At 67.7% G+C, this 22,220-nt stretch carries 17 protein-coding genes and 3 tRNA genes; 15 read left to right on the forward strand and 5 right to left on the reverse strand.

All coding sequences use genetic code 11. From position 1 onward, the window contains the following. The coding region (locus JHD63_RS13075) for a sulfite exporter TauE/SafE family protein (protein ID WP_233168082.1) at nucleotides 1-730 on the forward strand (730 nt) is incomplete at its 5' end. Nucleotides 731-776: 46 nt separating this feature from the next. On the opposite strand, the gene JHD63_RS13080 is transcribed toward JHD63_RS13075, so the two are convergent. Further along, nucleotides 777-2,864, reverse strand: a complete 2,088-nt coding sequence (locus JHD63_RS13080) for a c-type cytochrome (RefSeq protein WP_198971177.1) — start codon at nucleotides 2,862-2,864, stop codon at nucleotides 777-779. Between the two features lie 313 nt (nucleotides 2,865-3,177). Between JHD63_RS13080 and JHD63_RS13085 the strand changes: the two genes are divergently transcribed. From JHD63_RS13085 to ubiM, 5 genes are all read left to right on the forward strand, one after another. Beyond that, nucleotides 3,178-3,780 carry a hemerythrin domain-containing protein gene (locus tag JHD63_RS13085; RefSeq protein ID WP_198971178.1) on the forward strand — a complete coding sequence of 201 codons (603 nt, stop codon included), beginning with the start codon at nucleotides 3,178-3,180 and terminating at the stop codon, nucleotides 3,778-3,780. Nucleotides 3,781-3,851: 71 nt separating this feature from the next. Further along, nucleotides 3,852-4,295 (forward strand): universal stress protein, encoded by a 444-nt coding sequence (locus tag JHD63_RS13090; protein ID WP_198971179.1) that lies wholly within the window; start codon nucleotides 3,852-3,854, stop codon nucleotides 4,293-4,295. Nucleotides 4,296-4,301: 6 nt separating this feature from the next. Next, nucleotides 4,302-5,513, forward strand: coding sequence for an NAD(P)H-dependent flavin oxidoreductase (locus tag JHD63_RS13095; protein WP_198971180.1), 1,212 nt, complete (start codon nucleotides 4,302-4,304; stop codon nucleotides 5,511-5,513). A 3-nt stretch (nucleotides 5,514-5,516) separates the two neighbouring features. Continuing rightward, the gene (locus tag JHD63_RS13100) at nucleotides 5,517-6,458 is read left to right on the forward strand and encodes an acyltransferase (protein ID WP_370590502.1); all 942 of its coding nucleotides are present in this window, start codon (nucleotides 5,517-5,519) and stop codon (nucleotides 6,456-6,458) included. Continuing rightward, on the forward strand, nucleotides 6,448-7,659 hold the full coding sequence (ubiM, locus tag JHD63_RS13105; protein WP_198971181.1) for a 5-demethoxyubiquinol-8 5-hydroxylase UbiM: 1,212 nt from the start codon (nucleotides 6,448-6,450) through the stop codon (nucleotides 7,657-7,659). Before JHD63_RS13100 ends, ubiM begins: the two co-directional genes overlap by 11 nt. A gap of 96 nt (nucleotides 7,660-7,755) precedes the next feature. On the opposite strand, the gene JHD63_RS13110 is transcribed toward ubiM, so the two are convergent. The 4 genes from JHD63_RS13110 to hpnC form a co-directional block, all read right to left on the reverse strand. Beyond that, on the reverse strand, nucleotides 7,756-8,202 hold the full coding sequence (locus tag JHD63_RS13110; protein ID WP_198971182.1) for a bacteriohemerythrin: 447 nt from the start codon (nucleotides 8,200-8,202) through the stop codon (nucleotides 7,756-7,758). A gap of 90 nt (nucleotides 8,203-8,292) precedes the next feature. Continuing rightward, nucleotides 8,293-9,531 carry a hydroxysqualene dehydroxylase HpnE gene (gene hpnE / locus JHD63_RS13115; protein ID WP_198971183.1) on the reverse strand — a complete coding sequence of 413 codons (1,239 nt, stop codon included), beginning with the start codon at nucleotides 9,529-9,531 and terminating at the stop codon, nucleotides 8,293-8,295. Then, a complete protein-coding gene (hpnD, locus tag JHD63_RS13120) occupies nucleotides 9,528-10,367 on the reverse strand; it encodes a presqualene diphosphate synthase HpnD (protein ID WP_198971184.1) in 840 nt (279 codons plus the stop codon). Before hpnD ends, hpnE begins: the two co-directional genes overlap by 4 nt. Nucleotides 10,368-10,426: 59 nt before the next feature. Next, entirely contained in the window at nucleotides 10,427-11,275 is an 849-nt protein-coding gene (hpnC, locus tag JHD63_RS13125) for a squalene synthase HpnC (protein ID WP_198971185.1), read from the reverse strand. A 103-nt stretch (nucleotides 11,276-11,378) separates the two neighbouring features. On the opposite strand from hpnC, the gene JHD63_RS13130 reads away from it, so the two are divergent. The 9 genes from JHD63_RS13130 (at nucleotide 11,379) to JHD63_RS13170 (ending at nucleotide 22,217) form a co-directional block, all read left to right on the forward strand. Then, nucleotides 11,379-12,575, forward strand: coding sequence for an efflux RND transporter periplasmic adaptor subunit (locus JHD63_RS13130; protein ID WP_198971186.1), 1,197 nt, complete (start codon nucleotides 11,379-11,381; stop codon nucleotides 12,573-12,575). Between the two features lie 7 nt (nucleotides 12,576-12,582). Beyond that, nucleotides 12,583-15,783, forward strand: coding sequence for an efflux RND transporter permease subunit (locus tag JHD63_RS13135; protein ID WP_198971187.1), 3,201 nt, complete (start codon nucleotides 12,583-12,585; stop codon nucleotides 15,781-15,783). Between the two features lie 63 nt (nucleotides 15,784-15,846). Beyond that, nucleotides 15,847-15,933 (forward strand) — tRNA-Leu (locus JHD63_RS13140). Between the two features lie 59 nt (nucleotides 15,934-15,992). Beyond that, nucleotides 15,993-17,306, forward strand: a complete 1,314-nt coding sequence (gene tig / locus JHD63_RS13145; protein ID WP_198971188.1) for a trigger factor — start codon at nucleotides 15,993-15,995, stop codon at nucleotides 17,304-17,306. 102 nt (nucleotides 17,307-17,408) lie between these two features. Beyond that, on the forward strand, nucleotides 17,409-18,017 hold the full coding sequence (gene clpP, locus JHD63_RS13150) for an ATP-dependent Clp endopeptidase proteolytic subunit ClpP (protein WP_198971189.1): 609 nt from the start codon (nucleotides 17,409-17,411) through the stop codon (nucleotides 18,015-18,017). Between the two features lie 97 nt (nucleotides 18,018-18,114). Further along, nucleotides 18,115-19,380, forward strand: coding sequence for an ATP-dependent Clp protease ATP-binding subunit ClpX (gene clpX, locus JHD63_RS13155; protein ID WP_198971190.1), 1,266 nt, complete (start codon nucleotides 18,115-18,117; stop codon nucleotides 19,378-19,380). A gap of 122 nt (nucleotides 19,381-19,502) precedes the next feature. Beyond that, the gene (gene lon / locus JHD63_RS13160) at nucleotides 19,503-21,926 is read left to right on the forward strand and encodes an endopeptidase La (protein WP_198971191.1); all 2,424 of its coding nucleotides are present in this window, start codon (nucleotides 19,503-19,505) and stop codon (nucleotides 21,924-21,926) included. Between the two features lie 102 nt (nucleotides 21,927-22,028). Further along, nucleotides 22,029-22,104: transfer RNA gene (locus JHD63_RS13165), tRNA-Gly, on the forward strand. Between the two features lie 39 nt (nucleotides 22,105-22,143). After that, a tRNA-Cys gene (locus JHD63_RS13170) sits at nucleotides 22,144-22,217 on the forward strand. The last annotated feature ends 3 nt before the right edge of the window (nucleotides 22,218-22,220 follow it).

The raw sequence follows: 22,220 nt of genomic DNA on the forward strand, positions 1-22,220 counted from the left end.
CCCCCCCCCCCCCCCCCCCCCCCCCCCCCCCCCCCCCCCCCCCCCCCCCCCCCCCCCCCCCCCCCCCCCCCCCCCCCCCCCCCCCCCCCCCCCCCCCCCCCCCCCCCCCCCCCCTTTTTCAAGCACACGACGGCATACGAGATTTCCTGTACGGTCTCGTGGGCTCGGAGATGTGTATAAGAGACAGGTGTTCCACGCCGGGCGCGTGGCCGGCTACGCGGCGGCCGGCGCCGCGGCCGCCGCGACGATGCAGGGACTGGTCCTGGCGAGCGTGCACCTGTCCGCGCTGCGCCCGGCCTGGGTGCTGCTGCACGTGTTCGTGCTGGCCTGGGGCGCGCTGCTGGCCGTTTCGGGCCGGCAGCCCGTGTGGGCGCACCGCGTCGGACGCTGGGCCGCGGCGCGGCTGCGGCCCATGACCCGCAGCGCCTTCGGCGTGCTTGCGGCCGGCGCGCTCTGGGTCGCCATGCCCTGCGGCCTGCTGTATTCGGCGCTGATGCTGGCCGCGCTCAGCAACGGCGTGCTGGAGGGCGCGGCCGTCATGGCGCTGTTCGCCCTGGGCGGCGCGGTATCGCTGCTGGTGGCGCCCTGGCTGTGGCAGCGGCTGCGTTCGGGCGCCGGCCTTGTGTCGCAGCAATGGGGCACCCGGCTGGCCGGCGCGATGCTCGCCGCGGTGGCGCTGCAGGCGCTCTGGATGGACCTTGCGCACCAGATCAAAATCTGGTGCGCCTGAGCTGACCGTATCAAAGAACCCTGGGGTTGTCGGCGAGGATCGACGTTCAGTAGCGGGCGTCCGCGGGCCTCTTGTCCTTGGGCCAGTCCTTGAGTTTGTCCGGAAAATCGGGGCGCGGTTGATGCGTCATGTATTGGGCCACGTCCACGGCTTCCTGGTCGCTCAAACCACCCTGGCCCAGTGGGAACTTGCCGTGCGAAGCGATCGGCATGTTGCGCTTGATGAATGCCGCAGCCGTATAGGTGCGGGCCATGCCGGCACCTATGTTGAAGGAATCACTCCCCCAAAGCGGTGGATAGACCGTCTGTCCGTTGGCGTTTTGCACTCCCTCACCGTTGGTGCCGTGGCAGACCGCGCACCGAGCGGCGTAGATCAATTTGCCGTTGTCCACGTTAGGCTTGATCGATGGGTCCACCTTGCCGACACCGCGGCCGGCCACTTTGTCCTCTGGCTTGGTTTCTTTCTTCATCCAATTGAAATAAGCCACCATGGCCTGCATATCGGCCGAGTCAAGCGGCAACGGCTTGCCATTCATTGAGCGCCGGAAACAGCCGTTGATGCGGTCTTCCAGCGTAATCACCTTGCCGGCGCGCGGGGCGTAGCTGGGGAAAAAGGCAGAGATCCCAACGTAGGGCGAGCCGTCTGCAACAGTTCCGGCATTCAGATGGCAACTGGCACAGTTAAGGGAATTCCCCACATTGCCGGGCAGGAGCGCCTTGGTTTCTGTATTCAGACGCATCCCTCTGACCAACTGACTAGCGTTGGGTGCGGCCAGAATGTCTGCCACTCGCGGGGTGTCGAAACTGGATGGGTCCGTGTCCTTGGCATTCAGCGTCGCGCGCATCTTCCTGACATCGGAAGCGGTTATGGGGCTTGCGTTGCGCCCCCAGTTGGAACGAGCGAAATTCAGGATTTCCGCCAACTCCGAATCCCTCAACCTGGAAAAGCCGGGCATGGTCCACACGCGCTGGTGCGTGGCGGTCTGGGCAGTTGCGGACCCGGTCAGCATGATGTGCAGCAGAGTGGAGCTATCGTTTGCCATCAGCGCGGGGTTGCCCGCCAGCGGTGGAAAGACCTCCTTGACGCCACCGCCATCTGCGCGGTGGCAGTCGGCGCAGAACTGCGCATAGCCTAGTCCGCCACGGGTCGTGAACATGTCGGAAGGCACGGCGCCGACCGTCGAAACCGGCGGCTTGGTGACCATCGGCAGATCATCTTTCCCACGAGGAAGCGCCTGCAGGTAGGTGGCGACGGCCTTCAGATCGTCGTCGTTGAAATACTGCGTGCTGTGGTGAATCACGTCCACCATCACGCCCGAGGCCGCAGCAAAACGGTTTTGTCCGGTCTTGAGAAACAAGACCGTGTCATCCACCGTCCATAAATTGCGCAGACTCAAAGCGCTCCACTCCTCCACCGTTTCGCCGGCCAGAAAATACTTGCCATTGGCACCGGCGTCGCTCATGGCTTTTTCCTGGAAACCAACCCCGCGCGGGGTATGGCATGCACCGCAGTGGCCAAGACCCTGCACCAGATAGGCGCCGCGATTCCATTGCGCATCTCTGGAGGGATCAGGGGTGTAGGCGTCGGCCTTGAGAAAGGCCCAGTTCCAGAGAGACAGCCCCCAACGTTGGTTGAAGGGAAAGTGCATCTCGGAAGCTTTGTTGGCTTGGCTAACCGGTGCGAGGCCCTTCATCAGAAAGGCGAAGAGCGCGCGCATGTCCTCGTCGCTCATCTTCGCGTAGGAAGGGTAAGGCATGGCAGGGTAAAGATTGCGCCCATCGGCGACCACACCACGTCGCATGGCGCGTTCGAATTGCTCGAAGCTGTAGCTGCCAATACCCGTCACGGGATCCGGAGTGATGTTGGTGGAGTAGAGCTTGCCCATGGGCGTCGCCAGCGCCAGGCCGCCGGCCATGGGCTTACCTCTTTCCGCCGTATGGCAGGCGATGCAGTCGCCAAGGCGTGCCAGATAGCTTCCGCGCTCGATCAGTTCGCGAGTGGATGCGTCTCCCGATGCCACGGCGGCTGCAGGAGCTTTCATCGCCTCCTGCGCGAACGAAGCCGTCCCAGTCGCGGCCAATGTGGACGCAGCAAGCATCCACGGCAAGGCGAATCGGGCGTGTTTGATTTTCATGACGAAGAACTCCCTCAGTCGCCTCGGACGATCCAATCGAACTGTGGAATCAGCGCCCGGATGAGTTGAGCCCAGCATACTGATGCGAGGATTGCCCCCGGGGAGGTGTTCCGATCGGTTTTTGAGCTAGATCAAGTTGTGTGCAAGTTCGCTTGCCTTTGAGACGATAAGACTCTTCGTGTCACGACTTGGACGGTCAATTTCCGATTGGTTTCGCCATAAGGAGCGCTTGCGGCGGCGGCGGTTTCTTGATCTGCGGCAAGGCATCGGGATCGCAGGCATGGAAAGCTCACTGCCTGCAACGAAGACTCGTATGACACCCCGGGCCACGATCCAAATCATTCGCGATGAGCACGCTGCCCTCTCGGCCATGCTGCGTTCCATTCTGTTGCTGCTCGATGCCTATCGAAGGCAGCACAGCGCGCCCGACTTCACTACGCTGCGGGCCATGCTGTTCTACGTCGATGAATACCCCGAGAAGCGGCACCACCGGCACGAGTCGGAGCTGCTGTTCCCGAAGCTGCGCGCGCGCACGCCGCAGTCGCGCGAGTTGCTCGACCAGCTCGATCACGAGCATGCCTGCGGCGAGCGCAACATCCGCGAGGTCGAGCACGCCCTGCTGGTTTTCGAGATGCTCGGCGAGGACCACCGCGAGCCTTTCGAGCGCGTGTTCGCGCGCTATACGGACTTCTATCTGGCCCACATGGCGCTGGAGGAGCGCGAGATCCTGCCGCTGGCAGAGCGCGTGCTGACCGAGGAGGACTGGCGCGAGCTCGATACCGTGTTCCTCAGCCATCGCGACCCGCTGACCGGCTGCGAACCGGACGATGCGTACCGCGCGCTTTTCACGCGCATCCTCAACGTCGTGCCGGCCCCGATCGGGCTCGGGCCGAGCCTGCAAGCGACGAGAGCTTGACGGCCGTCAACCCGCACGGCACGCAACTGGCCAAGACTCAAGATTTGTTCTATTCCATCAGGAGACCCATCATGTTCAAGAAAATACTGGTTGCCACCGATGGCTCCCCACTGTCTGAGAAGGCCGTCGAGCAAGCGATCGACCTGGCCTGCGTGCACAATGCCGAGCTGGTCGCCTTCACCGTGGTGATCCCGATACCACGAAGCTACATGGAAGGCACCGTCATCCAGGCGATCACCGCGGCGGATGCCATGGAGCGCCAGCAGCTCGAGGCCGCGCAGGTCCTGGTCGATGGGATCGTCGCGCGCGCCGGTGCCGTCGGCCTGTCCTGTCAGTCGGTCGTGGCGCATTCGAGCCAAGTCGCGGAGTCGATCATCGCCGCGGCCAAGCAGCACCAGAGCGACCTGATCGTGATGGCCTCGCACGGCCGCAAGGGCATCGGCCGCCTGCTGCTCGGCAGCGAGACCCAGCACGTGCTGACCCACTCCGTGCTGCCGGTGCTGGTGCTTCGATAGCCGCGCATGACCGATGACGTGGAGCAGGCAGCGGCATTGCGCGCGCTCGCCGAAGCATCGGGCCTGCGCAACTGGACGCTCGCGGGCCGCGACCTGCTGCCGGTGGTGCAGGGCGGGATGGGCGTGGGCATCTCGGCCGGCGGCCTGGCCGGCGCGGTGGCCGGGCTGGGCGGCGTCGGCACCGTGTCCTCGGTCGACCTGCGGCGGCTGCATCCGGACCTCTGGGCGCAGACCTCGCAACTCGGCACCGCCGCCGACGCGGGGCCGCGCATCGATGCCGCCAACCTCGAGGCGCTCGGCCGCGAGATCGCCAAGGCGCAGCGCCTGGCCGGTGGCCGTGGGCTGATCGCGGTCAACGTGATGAAGGCCTTGAGCGCCTACGAGCCGCAGGTGCGCCATGCGATGGCCTGCGGCGCCGACGCGCTGGTGGTCGGCGCCGGCCTGCCGCTGGACCTGCCGGACCTCGCGCGCGAGCACCCCGGCGTGGCGCTGATCCCGATCCTGTCGGATGCGCGCGGCGTGCAACTGGTGGTCCGCAAGTGGGAGAAGAAGGGGCGCCTGCCCGATGCCATCGTCATCGAGCATCCGCGGCTCGCGGGGGGCCATCTCGGCGCCGCCAGGGTCGCCGACCTGGGCGATCCGCGCTTCGACTTCGAGGTGGTGCTGCCGCAGGTGCAGGACTTCTTCCGCAGCGCCGGCATCGAGGGCCGCATTCCCTTGATCGCCGCCGGCGGCGTCGAGGGCCTGGAGGACATCCGTCGTCTGCAATCGCTGGGTGCCACCGCGGTGCAGCTCGGCACCGCCTTCGCGGTGACCGCCGAATGCGATGCCGCCCCGGCCTTCAAGCGCGTGCTGGCCGAGGCCGGGCCCGAAGACCTCGTCGAGTTCACCAGCGTCGCCGGCCTGCCCGCGCGCGCGGTGCGCACGCCCTGGCTGGCCAAGTACCTGCGGCTGGAGCCGCGCCTGCAGGCCAAGACCCACGGCGAGACCGCGTGCACCATGCGCTTCGACTGCCTGGCCCGCTGCGGCCTGCGCGACGGCACGCCGGGCTGGGGCAAGTTCTGCATCGACAAGATGCTGGGCCATGCGCTGTCCGGCCGTATCGAGCAGGGGCTGTTCTTCCGCGGCGCCGGCCGGCTGCCCTTCGGGCGCGAGATCCGTCCGGTGCGCGACCTGATGCTGTGGCTGCTGGGCGGCCTCCAACCCACTGCCGCATGAGCCATGACGAATGACCCGGATTGCGTGATCGGCGCGGGCGCAGCGCCCAGGCCGCCGATGGGGCTGGCGGCCGCGCTGCGCGGCGCCGCCAATGGCCTGCTGCTCGGCCTGAATACGCTGCTGGCCTTCTCGCTGATGGTGCTGCCGGCGCTGGTCAAGCTGCTGCTGCCGGTCGCGCGCGTGCGCGCGGGCTGCGATCGGCTGCTCAATGCGCTGGCCGCCGGCTGGGTGGCGCTGAACAATGCCTGGATCGCCGCCGCGTGCCCGGCGCCGTGGCAGGTGCGCGGGCTCGACGGGCTGAATCCGCGCGGCTGGTACCTGGTGGCCTGCAACCACCAGAGCTGGGTCGACATCCTGGTGCTGCAGCGGGTGTTCCATGGCCGCATCCCGTTCCTGAAGTTCTTCCTCAAGCGCGAACTCATCTGGGTGCCGGTGATCGGCCTGGCCTGGTGGGCGCTCGATTTCCCGTTCATGACGCGGGGCGCCGGCCGTGGTGCGCGGCGCGGCGACCTGGCCGCGACCCGCAAGGCCTGCGAGAAGTTCAGTCGCATCCCGACGGCGGTCATCAACTTCGTCGAAGGCACGCGCTTCACCGCGGCCAAGCACGCGCAGCAGAACAGCCCGTACCGGCATCTGCTGGAGCCGAAGATCGGCGGGCTCGGCGTGGCGCTGGCGACCATGGGCGGGCAGTTCGAGTCGATGCTCGACGTCACCATCGTCTATCCGCAGGGCACGCCCAGCTTCTGGGATCTGCTCAGCGGCCGGCTGCGGGCGGTGACGGTCGAGGTCGAACGGCGCGCCATTCCGATGCCGCTGCGCGCCGCCAACGCGCTCGGCGGCAAGGCCCAGCGGCTGAGCCTGCGCGCCTGGATCGACGCGCAATGGGCGCAGAAGGACCAGCGCATTTCACACCTGTTGCAGGAGCACGGAACGCATGTTCCCTGAAACCGAAGTCGCCATCGTCGGCGCCGGCCCGGCCGGGCTCGCCATGGCCATCGCACTGGCCGATGCCGGCTTTGCCGCCACCGTGATCGACCTGCAGCCCCGCGCCGCGCTGGCCGCGCCGCCGGAGGACGGCCGCGAGATCGCGCTGACCCACTCCAGCGTCGAGACCCTGCGCGTGCTCGGACTCTGGCAGCGGCTGCGGGCCGATGAGATCGGGCGCATCCGCGAGGCACGGGTGAGCGACGGCGACCGGCTGCATGCCAGCCTGGACTTCAAGGCCCGCGAGGCCCTGGGCTGGATCGTGCCCAACCATGCGCTGCGGCGCGTCAGCTTCGAAGCCGCCGCCGAGCGGCCCGGCGTGCGGCTGCTGCCGCAGTCGCGGCTGCTGCGCATCGCCACCACGCCGACGCAGGTGGAGCTTGAGATCGAAGACACCGCCCAGGCGTCGCGCGAGCCTTTGCGCAGCCGACTCTTCATAGCCGCCGACAGCCGCTTCTCCACTGCGCGCAGGCAGCTCGGCATCGCCGCCGACATGCATGACTTCGGCCGCACCATGATCGTCTGCCGCATGCGGCACGCGCTGGCGCACCAGGAGGTGGCCCATGAGTGCTTCGGCTACCAGCGCACGCTGGCGATCCTGCCGCTGGCCGGCGACGTCTGTTCGGTGGTGCTGACTGCCGAGCACGCCGCCGCGGCGCAGCTCATGGAGCTGCCCGGCGAGCCCTTCGCGGAACTGGTCGAGGCGCAGTTCGGCCGCCGGCTCGGCCGCATGGCCCTGCTGGGCGAGCGCCATGCCTATCCGCTCGTGACCGTGCTGGCACGCCGCTTCACGGCGCTGCGCAGCGCCCTGATCGGCGACGCCGCGGTCGGCATGCACCCGGTGACCGCGCACGGCTACAACCTCGGGCTGCAGGGGGTTGCGTCACTGACCCATGCGCTGTGCGATGCGCGCGCCGCCGGGCGCGACATCGGCAGTGCCCAGGTGCTGGCGGCCTATGGACGCCAGCACCGCCGCGACGCCGCGGTGATGTACCACGGCACCAACGCCGTCGCCAAGCTGTACGCCAGCAACGGCGCGCCGCAGCGCCTGGCGCGGCAACTGATCCTGCGCGGCGCGCAGCACCTGCCGCCGCTGAAGTTGGCGATCACGGCGCGGCTGACCGGGCGCGCCGGGCTGCGGCTGCCCACGGCAGCGCGCTGATTTGCTATCAAATATGTAGCTAATGGCCCAGGCACTACCTGGGCTACAGGCGCTTTTCGCTCAAAAACCTGCCCTGCAGGTTGAAAGTGCGGCGCGTCAGGACCTGGCCGGCGAGGTCTGTGCGCTGGCCGGATCGAGCCTCTCGTTCGCGGGCTTGAAGCGCTTGCCGCGCAGATGCAGCGCCAGGGCGGCGTCGGCCGACTGCACGTGCTTGTCGTACCAGTCCCGCAGTTCCCACACCATCTGCCGCACCTGGGGCAGGTGCCCGGCCTCGGCCTGCACGATGCCTTCGCGCATCACCCCGAGCACCACGCGGTGCTGCAGCATGTGGTCGCGGCGCGTCGAAAACCCGGTGCTGTGCATCCACAGGTCTTCGCGGGAGAAGGTCTCCGCCGCGCAGGCGACCAGGTTGCGCCAGGCAGCCGGCAGTTGTGCGTCGCCGGCCTGGTCGGCAATCGCCAGCCGTTTCATGAACTCCGCGCGGGCGTTGTCCATGAAAGGCAGATCGTGCGCCAGTGCGCCGGGCTGAAGCGGGGTTGCCATGGGATCTCCTGCAGATAGAAGACACGAGGCTATTCGTCCCCCCGGCGGGCGTATTGACCTGGCGCAATGGTGCGCGCAACGGCGGCGCGCTCACGGCGCGACGGCGGCCACGCCGCTGCGCACCGCGCCCTCCAGCGTGGCGGGGTAGGGCCCTTCGACGTAGTCGCCGCAGGCCAGCAGTCCGGGTGCGATCCGCGCGGCGGGGCGCTGCAGCGCGGGCGTGCAGGCGAAGGTGGCGCGCTTCTCGATGATGGTCTGCAACGGGCGCACGGGCCTGCCCAGTTGCGCGCGCGCCTGCGCCACGACCGCCGCTTGCACCACTGCGCGCTCGGTGCCGCTGGCGCTGGCCACGAACGCCAGCAAGCCGGCCGGCCCGCCCAGGCGGCCGCGGTCGAACACGAATTGCGCGGGCGCCGCGGGGCCGCTGCGCAGGGCCAGCATCGGCTGCGCCAGGCCCTGCGGCGCCTGCGCATAGACCGTGGCGATCGCCTCGAAGCGCAGCGCCCGCGCCCGGGCGCACCAGATCGCGGAGGCGGCGGGCGCGGCGCCTTCGGCCAGCCGCGCCGCCTCGGCCGGCGGGCAGGCCAGCAGCACCCGGTCGAAGACCTCGCCATCCACCTGCCAGCCCGTGGCCTGCGCCGTGACGGCCCGCACCCGCCAGGGCAGGCGCAGCACGGCGCCGCGCGCGGCCAGCCATTGCAGCGCAGGCGCCGGGAACAGGGCGCCCAGCTCGGCGCGCGGCAGCAGCAGATCGCCGCCGCGCGGCACGCCGAACAGCGCGTCCTGCAGCACGCGCAGGAAGACCTGGCCGCTGGCGTCGGCGGCCGGCGTGTTGAGCGCCGCGACGCAGAGCGGCTCGACCAGCTCCGCCGCCACGCGCGGGGCCAGGTCGGCGCACAGCCCGGCCACCGTCTGCTGCGGCGCGCAGCGAAAGCCCGCGCGCTGCCAGCGCAGCGATGCGCGCAGCAGCGACAGGCGCTCGCCCCAGGACCAGCCGCGCGCCGCCAGCACGCCGGCGAGCAGGTCCAGCGGCGCCGGCCAGCGCGGCAGCGCCAGGCCGCCGCCGTCCGCAAAGCGCAGCGACAGCGGCTGGCGCAGCAGTACGTTTTCTGGCCGTACGCCCACGGAGCTCATGAGCCGCAGCGTTTCGGTGTAGGCGCCGATCAGGATGTGCTGGCCGTTGTCCAGCAAGGGCTCGCCGGCGACCGTGCGGGCGCGGCCGCCGGCGTTGCGCGCGGCCTCGAAAACGGTGACCTGGTGGCCCGCGCCCACCGCCTCCACCGCCGCGGCCAGGCCGGCCCAGCCGGCGCCGACGATGGCGAGTTTCACAAGCGGCCCAGCGCCTGGACCTTCCACGCGAGCCAGAACTTGCGCAGCGGCGTCAGGCTCACGCGCTGGTGCAGCACCTGGAAGCCGTCGCGCTCGATCTCCGCCAGCAGGGTGCGGTAGATGCTGGCCATCATCAGGCCCGGCTTCTGCGCGCGCCGGTCGGCCGCGGGCAGCAGCGCCAGCGCCTCGTCATAGAGGCGGCGCGCCCGCTCGGCCTGAAAGCGCATCAGCGCCACGAAACGCTCGGAGTGCACGCGCTTGAGCAGTTCGTGCGCCTTGACGTCGAACTGCTGCAGTTCGTTGACCGGCAGGTAGATGCGCCCGCGCAGCGCGTCCTCGCCCACGTCGCGGATGATGTTGGTGAGCTGGAAGGCCAGGCCCAGGCGGTGCGCGTACTCGGTGGTGCGCGGATCGGTCTGGCCGAAGATGCCGGCGGCGACCTCGCCCACGATGCCGGCCACCAGGTGGCAGTAGCGCTGCAGCCCGGCAAAGTCGAGGTAGCGGGTCTGCTCCAGATCCATGCGGCAGCCCTCGATCACCGCCTGCAGGTGCTGCGGCTCGATGCGGTAATCGGCGGCGTGGGGCATCAGCGCCTTCATCACCGGGTGGCTCGGCTGGCCCGCATACGCCCGCGCCACCTCGGTCTGCCACCAGGCGAGCTTGGTGGCGGCCACGCCGGGGTCGTGCACCTCGTCCACCACGTCGTCCACCTCGCGGCAGAAGGCATAGAAGGCGGTGATCGCGGCGCGGCGCGGGCGCGGCAGGAACAGAAAGGCGTAATAGAAGCTGCTGCCCGATGCGGCGGCTTTTTGCTGGACGTAGTCTTCAGGCGTCATGTCGTGGGTCGTTGCCCGGCGATTGTTGCATCCGCAAGCGCTTCATCCGCCGCGGTGGGCTACATCCATGCCGCGCGCCAGAGCATGGCCGGCAGGTCCCGCTTGCCCACGGTGGGGCGCTGGCGCAGCGTGGCATGGCCGAGCGCGGCGATGCGATCGAGAATGCGCAGGCCGCCCTGCACCACCAGGCGCAGTTCCCAGCCGGCCCGGCCCGGAATGCGGTGCACCAGCGGCGCGCCGGCCCGCATGCTCGCGCGGGCCCAGTCGCAGCAATCGGCCACCAGGGCCGTCGCGCCGGGTGTTTGCCGCAGCGCTAGCAGGTCTTCATCGGCCACGCCGTGCGCGCGGCGGTCCGCCTCTGGCAGATAGAGGCGGCCGCGCGGGATGTCCACCGACAGGTCCTGCCAGAAGTTGATCAGTTGCAGCGCGCTGCAGATTGCGTCGCTCTCGGCCAAGGCTGCGGAGCCGGTGACGTCATAGAGATGCAGCAGCAGCCGTCCGACCGGATTGGCCGAGCGGCGGCAGTAGTCCAGCAGGTCGGCGCGGGTGGCGTAGCCGCTGCCCTCGTGCGTCTTGCGCACGTCCTGCTCGAAGGCGTCCAGCAGGTCCTCCAGCAGCGGCACCGGCAGCTTCCAGCGCGCGATGGCAAGGGCCAGCGGCTGGAACACCGCGGACCAGCGCGGCGAGGGCGGGCGGCCGGCTGCGGCGGCCAGCAGGTCCGCGCGGTAGGCGGCCAGGTCGGCCAGGCGGGTGTCGGCGCTCGCGGCGCCCTCGTCGGCCAGATCATCCGCGGTACGCGCGAAGGCATAGAGCGCGGCAATCGGCGGGCGCAGCGCGGGCGGGCACAGCCAGGAGGCGACCGGAAAGTTCTCGTAGTGGGTGGGTGCGGGGGCGGGGGAGTGTGGCACCCGCGCATTGTCGGGGTTGGCGACTTGACAGCCCCGGGCGGCTTCACTAGATTACTAACCAGTCAGTCATTAATGGGGCTCTCGTTCGAGTCCGTCCGCGCCCATGCCGCTTCCTCATTCCTTTTCTGCCCGGCGTCGCCCGGGCGTCCTTGCCTTGCTGGCGCTCCTGTCCCTGGCGCTGGCCGGGTGTTCGCAGAAGGCCGCGCCCGAGGAGCCGGTGCGCGCGGTGAAGCTGGTGACGGTGGCCGCATCGACCGAAGGCTCGGGCCAGGTGTTCGCTGGCGAGGTGCGGGCCCGCATCGAGTCGCAACTGGGCTTTCGCGTGGGCGGCAAGATCTTGAAGCGGCAGGCCGAGGTCGGCCAGCGGGTGCAGGCCGGCCAGTTGCTGGCCCAGCTCGACCCGCAGGACCTGCGCCTGGCCGCCGACGCGGCGCGCGCCCAGGTGGCGGCCGCGCGCACCAGCTACGAGCTGGCGGCGGCGGATTTCAAGCGCTATTCCGCACTGAAGGCGCAGAACTTCATCAGCGGCGCGGAACTGGAGCGGCGCGAGGCCACGCTGCGCTCGGCCAAGGCCAGCCTGGACCAGGCCCAGGCGCAGCTGGCGGCGCAGAGCAACCAGGCGGGCTACGCCAACCTGGTGGCCGACGCGCCCGGCGTGGTCACCGCGATCGACGCCGAGCCCGGCCAGGTGGTTTCCGCCGGCATGCCGGTGGTGCGCCTGGCCCGGGACGGCCAGCGCGACGCCGTGTTCGCGGTGCCGGAAGACCAGGTCGCCCGCTTCGCCGCCGGCCAGCCGGTGCAGGTGCGCACCTGGGCCTCGGCCGCGCCGCTGGCCGGCCGTGTGCGCGAGGTGGGCGCCAGCGCCGACCGGGCCACCCGCACCTTCACGGTCAAGGTGGCCTTGGAGGACGCGGCGCCGCCGCTCGGCACGACCGTGTCGGTGCTGCCGAAGGCCGCGGCCGGCGCCGCGCCGGCGGTGCTCAAGCTGCCCACCTCCGCCCTGCGGCAGGAGGGCGGCGGCACGGCGGTCTGGGTGCTGGACGAGAAGAGCATGACGCTGCGCTCGCAGCCCATCGTGGTGGGCGGCGTGGACGGCAACCAGGTGATCGTGTCGCAGGGCCTGGCGCCGGGCATGCGCGTGGTGGCCGCGGGGGTGCATGTGCTCACGGCCGGCCAGAAAGTCAGCATTTATGAAGGAAAATACCCTGAAGCCCAGGTTCCACCTGGGCGTGATGCTATTGATTTGATAGCGAACGTCGCGCCCCCGCCGAGCCTGCCTTCCACCCCCGCCGCGAAGTGAGGCCCGCATGACGCAGCAAGCGCCGCACGCGCCCGAGGGCGCCGAGCCCAGGTCCGGCTTCAATCTTTCCCGCTGGGCGCTGGAGCATGCCGCCCTGACCCGCTACCTGCTGGTGGCGCTGATGGTGCTGGGCTTTGGCGCCTACTTCCAGTTGGGCCAGGACGAGGACCCGCCCTTCACCTTCCGCGTGATGGTGGTGCGCACCTACTGGCCCGGCGCCACGGCCCAGCAGGTGGCCGACCAGGTCACCAGCAAGCTCGAGCGCACGCTGCAGGAGGTGCCCTACGCCGACAAGATCCGCAGCTACTCCAAGCCGGGCGAATCGCAGATCATCTTCCAGCTGCGCGACGACTCGCGCCCGGGCGACGTGCCCAACGCCTGGTACACCGTGCGCAAGAAGATCGGCGACATGCGCTATACCCTGCCGGGGGGCGTGCAGGGGCCTTTCTTCAACGACGATTTCGGCGACGTCTATGGCGTCATCTACGCGCTCGAGACGGACGGCTTCGGCACGGCGGAGCGCCGGCAGCTGGCCGAGGACGTGCGCCAGCGCCTGCTGCGGGTCAAGGACGTGGCCAAGGTCGAGTTGTTCGGGGCGCAGGACGAGAAGATCTTCATCGAGATCCCGCGCCAGCGCCTGGCGCAACTGGGGCTCAACCTCAACGACGTGCTGGGCCAGTTGGGCCAGCAGAACGCGGTGGAGGGCGCGGGCGCGGTGCAGTCGCCGCGCGACGTGGTGCAGGTGCGGGTGGAAGGCGCCTTCGAGGCGGTGGCGCAACTGCGCGAGATGCCGATCCGCGGCAGCTCCGGCAACCAGTTGCGCCTGGGCGACATCGCCGAGATCCGCCGCGGCACGGTGGACCCGCCGGTCACCAAGGTGCTGTTTCAGGGCCGCGACGTGATCGCGCTGGGCATCTCCATGACCAAGGGCGGCGACATCGTGGCGCTGGGCAAGGCGCTGCACGCCACGGTGCAAGAGCTCGACCGCACCCTGCCGGCTGGCGCGCGCCTGGCGCAGGTGCAGGACCAGCCGGCAGCGGTGACCGCATCGGTCGGGGAATTCCTGCGCGTGCTGGCCGAGGCCGTGGTGATCGTGCTGGCGGTGAGCTTCATCAGCCTGGGCCTGCACCGGCGCGCCGGCCAGCGGCGCTGGTGGCAGCGCTACACGCTGGACGTGCGTCCCGGGCTGGTGGTGGCCATCACCATTCCGCTGGTGCTGGCCATGACCTTCCTGGCCATGGACTACTGGAACATCGGGCTGCACAAGATATCGCTCGGCTCGCTGATCATCGCGCTGGGCCTGCTGGTGGACGACGCCATCATTGCGGTCGAAATGATGGTGCGCAAGATGGAAGAGGGCTACGACAAGGCCCGCGCCGCCACCTTCGCCTATGACGCCACGGCCAAGCCGATGCTGACCGGCACCCTGATCACCGCGGCCGGCTTCCTGCCCATCGGCATCGCCAAGTCGATGACCGGTGAATACACCTTCGCCATCTTCGCCGTGACCGTGATCGCGCTGCTGCTGAGCTGGTTCGTCTCGGTCTACTTCGTGCCCTACCTGGGCATGCTGCTGCTGAAGGTGCCGCAGCACGTGCAGGAGGCCGTGCATGACCAGCCGCACGAGATGTTCGACAGCCGCTTCTACAACGGCTTTCGCCGCACCGTGAACTGGTGCGTGGCGCACCGCTGGATCACCATCGGCGCCACGCTCGCCATCTTCGCCCTCGGGCTGGCGGGCATGGGCCGGGTGCAGCAGCAGTTCTTCCCGGATTCGAGCCGGCCCGAGATCATGGTGGACCTCTGGTCCGCCGAGGGCACGCCGTTCGCCGTCAGCGACACCATCGCGCGGCGCGTGGAAGCCCGGCTGCGCGAGGAGCCCGGCGTGGACAGCGTCACCACCTGGATCGGCTCCGGCGTGCCGCGCTTCTACCTGCCGCTGGACCAGGTGCTGCCGCAGAGCAACGTCGCGCAACTGATCGTCATGCCCAAGGACCTGGCCGTGCGCGAGAACCTGCGCCTGCGCCTGCCGGCGCTGCTCGCCCGGGAGTTCCCCGAGGTGCGCGGCCGCGTCAAGCTGCTGCCCAGCGGGCCTCCGGTGCCTTACCCGGTGCAGTTCCGCGTGATCGGCGACGACCCGGCCACGCTGCGCGCGCGCGCCGACGAGGTGGCCGCCGTGTTGCGTGCCAACCCGCATGCCCTGGGCACCAACGACAACTGGAACGAGTCGGTCAAGGCGATACGGCTGGAGGTGGACCAGGACAAGGCGCGCGCGCTGGGCGTGAGCAGCCAGTCCATCGCCCAGGCCACGCGCATGCTGCTCAGCGGCAGCACCGTGGGCCAGTACCGCGAGGGCGACCGGCTGATCGACATCGTGCTGCGCCAGCCGGCGTCCGAACGCGACGCCATCACCGACCTGCAGAGCGCCTATGTCACCTCTGCCACGGGGCGGGCCATTCCGCTGGCGCAGATCGCCAGGCCGGTCCTGGGCTGGGAGTACGGCGTGATGTGGCGCGAGAACCGCGAGTACGCCATCACCGTACAGGCCGACACCGTGGAGGGCATGCAGGGCGCCACCGTGACCAACGAACTGCTGCCCGAGCTGCGCAAGCTCGAGGCGCAATGGCGCGCCCAGGGACGCACCGGCTACCGCATCGAGGTGGCCGGCGCGGTGGAGGAGAGCAGCAAGGGCGCCGACTCCATCGCCGCGGGGGTGCCGATCATGCTGTTCCTGGTGTTCACACTGCTGATGCTGCAGCTGCACAGTTTCAGCCGCTCGCTACTGGTGTTCCTGACCGGGCCGCTGGGCATTGCCGGCGTGGCGGCGGCGCTGCTGCTGCTGAACCGGCCGTTCGGCTTCGTGGCGCTGCTCGGGGTGATCGCGCTGATGGGCATGATCCAGCGCAACTCGGTGATCCTGATCGACCAGATCGAGCACGACCGCGCGCGCGGCGTGCCGGCCTGGGACGCCATCGTGGAATCCGCCGTGCGCCGGCTGCGCCCGATCGTGCTCACCGCCGCGGCGGCGGTGCTGGCCATGATCCCGCTCTCGCGCAGCGTGTTCTGGGGGCCCATGGCGGTCGCCATCATGGGGGGCTTGATCGTCGCCACCGTCCTCACCCTGCTGGCCCTGCCCGCCATGTATGCGGCATGGTTCCGCGTCAGGCGCGAACCGGCCGCCACGGAAACGGCTCCCACATCGGGCTAAAATAGCGGGTTGACCAAATTGCGCAGGTGCGGCTTCATCCGCCGCACCGTGCTTTGGGCACGAGCGCGGGTGGCGAAATTGGTAGACGCACCAGGTTTAGGTCCTGACGCCAGCAATGGTGTGGGGGTTCGAGTCCCCCCCCGCGCACCACGCAAGCATTCCAGACAGGTAGGCGAGATGGCCTGCCGCCGATCTCAAAGGAGTAGAACATGGCCGTCAATGTGGAAACCCTCGACAAGCTGGAGCGCAAGATCACGCTGACGCTGCCCGTTGCCACGATCCAGTCCGAAGTGGACGCGCGCCTCAAGCGCCTCGCCCGCACCGTCAAGATGGACGGCTTTCGGCCCGGCAAGGTGCCGATCAACGTCGTTGCGCAGCGCTACGGTTACTCCGTCCACTACGAAGTCATGAACGACAAGGTCGGCCAGGCGTTCGCCAGCGCCGCCAACGAGGCGCAACTGCGTGTCGCCGGCCAGCCCACCATCACCGAGAAGGAAGGCGCGCCCGAAGGCGAACTGGCCTTCGACGCGGTGTTCGAGGTCTATCCGGACGTCAAGATCGCCGACCTGTCGGACGCCGAGATCGAGAAGCTCCACGCCGAAGTGGACGACAGCGCCATCGACCGCACCCTGGACATCCTGCGCAAGCAGCGCCGGACCTTCGCCCAGCGCGCGCTCGATGCCGTCGCCCAGGATGGCGACCGCGTGACCGTCGACTTCGAAGGCAAGATCGACGGCGAACCCTTCCAGGGCGGCAAGGCAGAGGGCCACCAGTTCCTGGTCGGCGAAGGCCAGATGCTCAAGGAGTTCGAGGACGCCGTGCGCGGCATGAAGGCCGGCGAGAGCAAGACCTTCCCGCTGGCCTTCCCCGAGGACTACCACGGCAAGGACGTGGCCGGCAAGCAGGCCGACTTCCTCGTCACCGTCCACAAGATCGAGGCCGCCCACCTGCCCGAGGTCAACGAACTGCTCGCCAAGTCGCTGGGCATTGCCGACGGCACGGTCGAGGGCCTGCGCGCCGACATCAAGAAGAATCTCGAGCGCGAGGTCAAGTTCCGCGTGCTGGCCCGCAACAAGAATGCGGTCATGGATGCCTTGCTGTCCAAGGCGGAACTGGACCTGCCCAAGGCCAGCGTGCAGGCCGAGGTCGCTCGCATGATCGAAGCCGCCCGCGCCGACTTGAAGCAGCGCGGCATCAAGGACGCCGACAAGGCGCCGATCCCGGACGACGTGTTCCGCCCGCAGGCCGAGCGCCGCGTGCGCCTGGGCCTGGTCGTGGCAGAACTGGTGCGGGCCAACAACCTGCAGGCCAAGCCCGAGCAGATCAAGGCCCACATCGACGAACTGGCCGCGAGCTACGAGAAGCCGGCCGATGTCGTGCGCTGGTACCTGGGCGACCGCCAGCGCCTGGCCGAAGTCGAGGCCGTGGTGGTCGAGAACAACGTCACCGAGTTCGTGCTGGGCAAGGCCAAGGTTGCCGAAAAGACGGTGTCCTTCGACCAGCTGATGGGCCAGGCGGCCTGATTTTCCGCCGCCCGGTGACAACCGGATGCCGTGTGGGGCTTGTGCTTTGCGGCGCAAGCCCCATGTCATTTTCGCTACAGTATTCGTTTCCCAGGAGAAATCATGAGTGCACTGGAAACCCAAGCCCTCGGCATGGTGCCGATGGTGATCGAGCAGTCCGGCCGGGGCGAGCGTTCGTACGACATCTATTCCCGCCTGCTCAAGGAGCGGGTGATCTTCCTGGTGGGCGAGGTCAATGACCAGACCGCCAACCTCGTGGTGGCGCAATTGCTGTTCCTTGAGAGCGAGAACCCGGACAAGGACATCTCCTTCTACATCAATTCCCCCGGCGGCAGCGTGAGCGCGGGCATGGCGATCTACGACACCATGCAGTTCATCAAGCCGGCCGTGTCCACTTTGTGCATCGGCTTTGCGGCCAGCATGGGCGCCTTCCTGCTGGCGGCCGGCGAAAAGGGCAAGCGTTTCTCGCTACCCAATTCGAAGGTCATGATCCACCAGGTGCTGGGCGGTGCCCGCGGCCAGGCGACCGACATCGAGATCCATGCGCGCGACATTCTGCGTACCAAGGACCAGATGAACCGCATCCTGGCCGAGCGCACCGGCCAGCCGCTGGAGAAGGTCAAGTCCGATACCGAGCGCGACTACTTCCTGACGGCGGACGAAGCCAAGGAATACGGCATCGTCGATCAGGTGATCGCCAAGCGCAGCTGAATTCCCTTGCGGGCGTCCCGGACGGCGTTTTCCCTGCGGAAAGCGCCGTTTTTTATTTCGTTATCATGTCCCCATCCCCTCTTCAGGCATAGCGTCCATGGCCGAAAAAAAAGGCTCCTCCAGCGAGAAAACCCTGTACTGCTCCTTCTGCGGCAAGAGCCAGCACGAGGTGAAGAAGCTGATCGCCGGTCCTTCGGTCTTCATCTGCGACGAGTGCATCGACCTGTGCAACGAAATCATCCGTGACGAGCTGCCCGACGGCGATGCCGCCAAGGAGCCCCGCAGCGACCTGCCGACCCCGGCCGAGATCAAGACCAATCTCGACAACTACGTGATCGGCCAGGAAGTGGCCAAGCGCACGCTGGCCGTGGCGGTCTACAACCATTACAAGCGCCTGCGGCACAAGGAAAAGTCCAAGAAGGAGGATGTCGAGCTTGCCAAGAGCAACATCCTGCTGATCGGCCCGACGGGATCGGGCAAGACGCTCCTGGCCCAGACGCTCGCGCGCATGCTCGACGTGCCGTTCGTGATGGCGGACGCCACCACGCTGACCGAGGCCGGCTACGTCGGCGAGGACGTCGAGAACATCGTCCAGAAGCTGCTGCAGAGTTGCAACTACGAGGTCGAGCGCGCCCAGCGCGGCATCGTCTACATCGACGAAATCGACAAGATCTCGCGCAAGTCGGACAACCCCTCGATCACCCGCGACGTATCTGGCGAAGGCGTGCAGCAGGCCCTGCTCAAGCTGATCGAAGGCACGATGGCCAGCATCCCGCCGCAGGGCGGACGCAAGCATCCCAACCAGGACTTCCTGCAGATCGACACCACCAACATCCTGTTCATCTGCGGCGGGGCCTTCGCTGGTCTGGAGAAGGTGATCGAGGGCCGCACCGAGGCCTCGGGCATCGGTTTCGGTGCGTCTGTGCGCAGCAAGCAGCAGCGCGCGCTGACCGAGGTGTTCAAGGAGGTCGAGCCTGAGGATCTGATCAAGTTCGGCCTGATCCCCGAACTGGTCGGCCGCATGCCGGTCGTGGCGACCCTGGCCGAACTGAGCGAGGATGCCCTGGTGCAGATCCTCACGGAGCCCAAGAACGCGCTGGTCAAGCAGTACAGCAAGTTGCTGGCGATGGAAGGCGTGGATCTGGAAGTGCGTCCCGCCGCGCTCAAGGCCATTGCCAAGAAGGCGCTGGCCCGCAAGACCGGTGCCCGCGGCTTGCGCTCCATCCTGGAGCAGTCGCTGCTCGACACGATGTATGAATTGCCCCACACCCACAATGTCGACAAGGTGGTGGTGGACGAATCGACCATCAACGAGAACAAGCCCCCCTTGCTGCTGTACCGAGAGGCAGCGAAGAAAGCCTGACGCGCCGCCCTTCAAAAGGGCGGATCTTGCGGGCACCGCGGTTTTTCCCCCGCTCCCGGTCGGCGGCGTATTGAAAACCTCGCCTTCCCGGCCATATGGAGCGGGTCCAACAAAGGATTTTCATGTCCGGTCATACCCTTCTCCCCGCCGACCCGATCGAGCTGCCGTTGCTGCCGCTGCGTGACGTCGTCGTTTTTCCCCACATGGTCATCCCGCTGTTCGTGGGCCGGCCCAAGAGCATCAAGGCGCTTGAACTGGCCATGGAGGCCGAGCGGCGCATCATGCTGGTTGCGCAAAAGACAGCGGCCAAGGATGAGCCTTCCGTCCAGGACATGTTCGAGGTGGGCTGCGTCTCCACCATCCTGCAGATGCTCAAGCTGCCCGATGGCACCGTGAAGGTGCTGGTCGAAGGCCAGCAGCGCGCCGGCGTCACGCAGATACAGGACGCCGAAACCCATTTCGTCGCCACCATCGCGCCAGTGCAGGAGGCCGAGGCCGCGCAGAGCAGCAGCGAGGTCGAGGCCCTGCGCCGCGCGGTGATGCAGCAGTTCGACCAGTACGTCAAGCTCAACAAGAAGATCCCGCCCGAGATCCTGACCTCCATATCCAGCATCGACCATCCCGGCCGCTTGGCGGACACCATTGCCGCCCACCTGCCGCTCAAGGTCGACAACAAGCAGACCGTGCTGGACCTGGCGGACATCAAGCTGCGGCTGGAAAATCTGTTCGAGCAGCTCGAGCGCGAAGTCGACATCCTCAACGTCGACAAGAAGATCCGCGGCCGCGTCAAGCGCCAGATGGAGAAGAACCAGCGCGACTTCTACCTCAACGAGCAGGTCAAGGCCATCCAGAAGGAACTGGGCGAAGGGGAAGACGGCGCGGACATCGAGGAGATCGAGAAGAAGATCAAGCTCGCCAAGATGCCAAAGGAAGCGCTCAAGAAGGCCGAGGGCGAACTCAAGAAGTTGAAGCTGATGTCGCCGATGTCGGCCGAGGCCACCGTGGTGCGCAACTACATCGATGTGCTCACCGCGCTGCCCTGGAGCAAGAAGACCAAGATCAAGCACGATCTCGCCAATGCGGAAGAGGTGCTCAACGAGGACCACTACGGCCTGGACAAGGTCAAGGACCGCATTCTCGAGTATCTTGCGGTGCAGCAGCGCGTGGACAAGGTCAAGGCGCCCATCCTGTGCCTGGTCGGACCTCCGGGTGTGGGCAAGACCTCGCTTGGGCAGTCCGTCGCGAAGGCCACGGGGCGCAAGTACGTGCGCATGGCGCTGGGCGGCATGCGCGACGAGGCGGAAATCCGCGGCCATCGCCGCACCTACATCGGCGCTCTGCCGGGCAAGGTGCTGCAAAGCCTGAACAAGGTGGGGACGCGCAACCCGCTGTTCCTGCTCGACGAGATCGACAAGCTGGGCACCGACTTCCGGGGCGACCCCTCCAGCGCCTTGCTGGAGGTGCTGGACCCGGAGCAGAACCACACGTTTGGCGACCACTACGTCGAGGTGGATTTCGACCTGTCGGACGTGATGTTCGTCGCCACGTCCAATTCGATGAACATCCCGCCGGCCCTGCTGGACCGGATGGAAGTCATCCGCTTGTCGGGTTATACCGAGGATGAGAAGACCAACATCGCCATGAAGTATCTGCTGCCCAAGCAGATGCAGAACAACGGCGTGAAGGACACCGAGTTGCGGGTCACCGAGGATGCGGTGCGTGACATCGTGCGCTACTACACCCGCGAGGCGGGCGTGCGCTCGCTGGAGCGCGAGCTCTCCAAGATCTGCCGCAAGGTGGTGAAGGCCCTGCTGCTCAAGAAAATGGCGCCGCAGGTCGTGGTGTCGGCCGAGAATCTGAACGACTTCCTGGGCGTGCGCAAGTACACCTATGGCCGTGCCGAGTTGCAGAACCAGGTCGGGCAGGTGGCGGGGCTGGCGTGGACCGAGGTCGGTGGCGACATGCTCACCATCGAGGCGGCAAGCATGCCAGGCAAGGGCACCATCACCCGCACGGGTTCCCTCGGCGACGTGATGAAGGAGTCGGTGGAGGCTGCCCGTACCGTGGTGCGCAGCCGTTCGCGTCGGCTGGGCATTCGGGACGACGTGTTCGAGAAGCGTGACATCCATATCCACGTCCCGGACGGAGCCACTCCGAAGGACGGGCCCAGCGCCGGCGCGGCCATGACCACGGCGCTGGTGTCGGCGCTGACCGGTATCCCTGTGCGGGCCGATGTGGCGATGACGGGCGAAATCACCCTGCGCGGCGAAGTGACGGCCATTGGCGGTTTGAAGGAAAAGCTGCTGGCTGCACTGCGCGGTGGCATCAAGACCGTGCTGATCCCCGAGGAAAACGTGAAGGACCTGCAGGAGATTCCCGACAATGTCCGGGATGGCCTGGAGATCGTTCCGGCTCGCTGGATCGACAAGGTGCTGGAAGTGGCCCTGGAGCGCATGCCCGATCCGCTGTCGGACGAAGAGGCCATTGCGGCTGCGGCCGCTGCCGCGGTTCCGGATGCCGCCAAGCCCGCGTCCGTGAAGCACTGAATTTTTCGAGCACATGTGGCATAGAGACCGAAAACGGCCCAAAAGTGCGCTAGAATTCGACTCGTTGCAGCAAACGACGCTAAGACGTTGAATGCGGAAGATGCGGGAATAGCTCAGTTGGTAGAGCGCAACCTTGCCAAGGTTGAGGTCGAGAGTTCGAGACTCTTTTCCCGCTCCAATTTTCCAAAAAGGGAAGCCCAGGCTTCCCTTTTTTGTCGGCGCGGTAGCAAAGCGGTTATGCACCGGATTGCAAATCCGTGTAGGTCGGTTCGACTCCGGCCCGCGCCTCCATCA

It is taken from the genome of Xylophilus sp. ASV27, from assembly GCF_016428875.1.
Taxonomy (GTDB): domain Bacteria; phylum Pseudomonadota; class Gammaproteobacteria; order Burkholderiales; family Burkholderiaceae_C; genus Xylophilus.